The sequence below is a fragment of the Flavobacterium sp. genome, assembly GCF_046073885.1.
In the GTDB taxonomy this organism is placed as follows: Bacteria; Bacteroidota; Bacteroidia; order Flavobacteriales; family Flavobacteriaceae; genus Flavobacterium.
The window spans coordinates 1-2,412 of record NZ_JBJTND010000004.1 but is presented as its reverse complement, the minus strand read 5'-3'; the positions used below and the strand labels follow the sequence as shown (position 1 = coordinate 2,412).

The 2,412-nt window shown below is 32.8% G+C and carries 3 protein-coding genes and 2 pseudogenes; 2 read left to right on the top strand and 3 right to left on the bottom strand.

Going from position 1 to position 2,412, the window contains the following annotated elements:
- Together ACKOWY_RS00260 and ACKOWY_RS00255 are read right to left on the bottom strand one after the other, a co-directional pair.
- The coding region (locus tag ACKOWY_RS00260; protein ID WP_408939439.1) for a metallophosphoesterase at positions 1 to 430 on the bottom strand (430 nt) is incomplete at its 3' end.
- Positions 431 to 448: 18 nt separating this feature from the next.
- A complete protein-coding gene (locus tag ACKOWY_RS00255) occupies positions 449 to 1,228 on the bottom strand; it encodes a 5'-nucleotidase C-terminal domain-containing protein (RefSeq protein WP_408939438.1) in 780 nt (259 codons plus the stop codon).
- A gap of 47 nt (positions 1,229 to 1,275) precedes the next feature.
- Between ACKOWY_RS00255 and ACKOWY_RS00250 the strand changes: the two genes are divergently transcribed.
- Together ACKOWY_RS00250 and ACKOWY_RS00245 are read left to right on the top strand one after the other, a co-directional pair.
- Positions 1,276 to 1,800 carry a DUF6913 domain-containing protein gene (locus tag ACKOWY_RS00250; protein WP_408939437.1) on the top strand — a complete coding sequence of 175 codons (525 nt, stop codon included), beginning with the start codon at positions 1,276 to 1,278 and terminating at the stop codon, positions 1,798 to 1,800.
- A gap of 1 nt (position 1,801) precedes the next feature.
- Positions 1,802 to 2,164: pseudogene (locus tag ACKOWY_RS00245) on the top strand (dihydrodipicolinate synthase family protein); the annotation flags it as partial.
- Here the strand turns inward: ACKOWY_RS00245 and ACKOWY_RS00240 are convergent.
- A pseudogene (locus ACKOWY_RS00240) lies at positions 2,157 to 2,412 on the bottom strand (dihydrodipicolinate synthase family protein); the annotation flags it as partial. The pseudogenes ACKOWY_RS00245 and ACKOWY_RS00240 overlap by 8 nt on opposite strands.

Below are 2,412 nucleotides of genomic sequence, written 5' to 3'. Positions count from 1 at the left end.
AATTGGCGGAGATAAATTCAAAAGTCGCATGAGGCATTTGTGCACGTAAACCATCTACACCATTGTCAAAATCGTGATTTCCAATAGCTGAAGCATCGTATTTCATCATACTCATTAATTTGAATTCCAATTCGCCACCATAATAATTAAAATAAGGTGTTCCTTGAAAAATATCTCCAGCATCCAACAGCAATACATTCGGATTTTCTTGGCGAATGCCTTCTATTAATGCAGCTCTGCGGCTCACACCACCCATATTAGCATTTCGAGGATCATCCGCCGGGAATGGATCAATGTGGCTATGTACGTCGTTAGTATGTAAAATGGTTATTTTTTTAATATCAGCTGATTTGAAACTGCTCAATGACAATCCCAATCCTACAAAAGCAGAACCTGCTGCTGTTTTTTCTATAAAATCTCTTCTTTTCATCTTTCGTTGTTTTGGAACTTATTCTTCAGTAATACGGATATCATTGATTACAGGGATAGTATCTACTTCTTTGAAATAGTCAATTAGAATATTGCGTAGTTTGTAATCTAAATCAAATTTCTGAATTCCTTTTTTGAAAAAATTCATATTATCTCCTCCGTTAGCCAAATAATCATTGGTGGCTACATAATAAACAGTATTCGAATCAAGTGGTTTACCTTGAACTAAAATATTTTTAGCAGTATTGTCTTTTTTGATGGTAAAAGTGATTCCTGAAATCGGGTGTGATTTTTTTGTAGCAATAAAATAATCTACCAGTTCTTGTATTTGTTCTCCTTTTAATCCAATAATAACTAGGCTGTTTTCAAATGGCATAATTTCAAAAGCGGTGCGTGCGGTTACATTTCCTTTAGGAAGTATAGAGCGAATGCCGCCACTATTCAATAAACAAATACTTACGGGTTTCTTTTCTCTTAATTGAAAAACTTTATCAGCCGCTTTGAATGTTACATCGGCCAATAAGTTCCCTAATGGCGATTGCCATTTGCTGCCACTTTTGTCTAAAGTTTCTGGGCTATACGCTAAAACAGCACTCAGATCGGCATCAATATGTTCACGATAAGGGCTAATAAATTGCTCTATTTCTGGAGTTTGTTGTATTGTTTCTTTAATTGGAATGCGTTTTCCTTCAATTGTAGTTAATTGATAATTGGGTTTTCCACAAGAAACAATCAGTACCGATGTTATAAATATAACAAAAAGTTTGAAAAATTGATTATACTTTTTTAGTTTTACCATTTCAAATGCCACTTTATTAATTAGTTTTGTAATCAGGTAAATGTACTATGTTTTTAAATTATTTAAAGAATTTTTTTCTAAAATATACATTAAAAAACAAATGGCAGGAAGTGAGTAGCTTAGCCACTACAGATACTATAAAAACAGTTGGATTATTAATAGATGAAACTGCTTTTTCTGAAAAAGAGAGCCTAATTCAAGAATTAATTTCAAATGGTTTTGTTGCCAGTAACATCACGGTTATTGTTTATAGAGAGGCAATAAATAAAAAAGAAAATCCATCTAGGTACACTTTTAATTCGGATGTTTTGAATTGGAATGCTGAGATTACAGATACAGATGTAAGTCAATTTATTCAAACAGAATTTGATTTATTAGTTAGTTATTATGAAATAGAAAAAGCAATTTTGCTACTCATAACAAACAATTCGAAAGCAAAATTTAAAGTTGGGTTTTCGTCAATTGACAAAAGATTACATCATTTGACGATTACTACACGAATTGAAAATTATATGATTTTCGTTCATGAATTATGTAAATATTTAAAAATATTAAATAAAATAGAATCTTAATATGCAATCATTAATAGGAACGGGTGTTGCTCTTGTAACTCCTTTTAGAGCTGATTTTTCAATTGATATCGAAGCATTAACTAGAATTGTGAATTTCTCCATTGATGGTGGTGTTGAGTATTTAGTAGTATTAGGAACAACTGCTGAAAATGCAACATTGTCAGCAGCTGAAAAAGAAGTAGTTATTGCGACAGTTGTTGAGGCTAATAAAGGAAGATTGCCTTTGGTTTTAGGTGTAGGAGGTAATAATACCATGGAAGTAGTTGCAGAACTACAAATCAGAGATTTATCTGATTTTACGGCGATTCTTTCGGTTTCTCCTTATTATAATAAACCCACTCAGGAGGGAATTTACCAACATTTTTGAAATCAGTAGCTAAACGTACTACTGTTGCTGGTAACATATTGCTTGAAGTTCGCCCAGGAACATTATACAAAATTACTGGCAGTGGAGATGCCTCTGCTACCGCTTTAAAATGTTGGTAAATTCCCTCCTGAGTGGGTTTATTATAATAAGGAGAAACTGAAAGAATCGCGGTAAACGCAGACAAATCTTTGGTTTTAGGTGTAGGAGGTAATAATACCATGGAAGTAGTTGCAGAACTACAAATC